The 362-nt window shown below is 62.4% G+C and carries 1 protein-coding gene; it reads right to left on the bottom strand.

The window, feature by feature from the left end; genetic code table 11:
- Positions 1 to 362 (bottom strand): DDE-type integrase/transposase/recombinase (locus ABD791_RS16105; protein WP_345068564.1); only part of this gene is annotated, 362 nt, incomplete at both ends.

The following is a 362-nucleotide window of genomic DNA, read 5'->3' as shown; positions in this document are numbered from 1 at the left end:
CTTGACGATCAGGCCGCTCTTGCGGGCCGCGGTCATAGCCCGAACGATCAGCTTGGTGGTTTGTCGGTTGCTGGTCGCATGGCCGAGCACCTGGCGGGTGGCCAGATCGATCACTGTCGCGACATACAGCCAGCCCTGACGGGTCGCCACGTAGGTGATATCACCGACCAGGATCGATCCCGGAATCAATGAACCGAAGTCACGGTTGAGCAGGTCGACCGGGTCCTTCAGCCGGGCGGCACGGGCCTTGGCGCGTTTGAATGATCGCTCCGCCAGCGGGGACATCAAGCCGAGCTCAGCCATGATCCCCGCGACTGTTTTCCGGTTCACGATGATCCCGGTCTTGCGGATTGCAGCGGTCA

It is taken from the genome of Glaciibacter kafniensis (assembly GCF_039538945.1).
Classification (GTDB): Bacteria; Actinomycetota; Actinomycetes; order Actinomycetales; family Microbacteriaceae; genus Cryobacterium; species Cryobacterium kafniensis.
The sequence above is the reverse complement of the archived record's forward strand: the minus strand, read 5'-3'. Positions and strand labels throughout refer to the sequence as shown.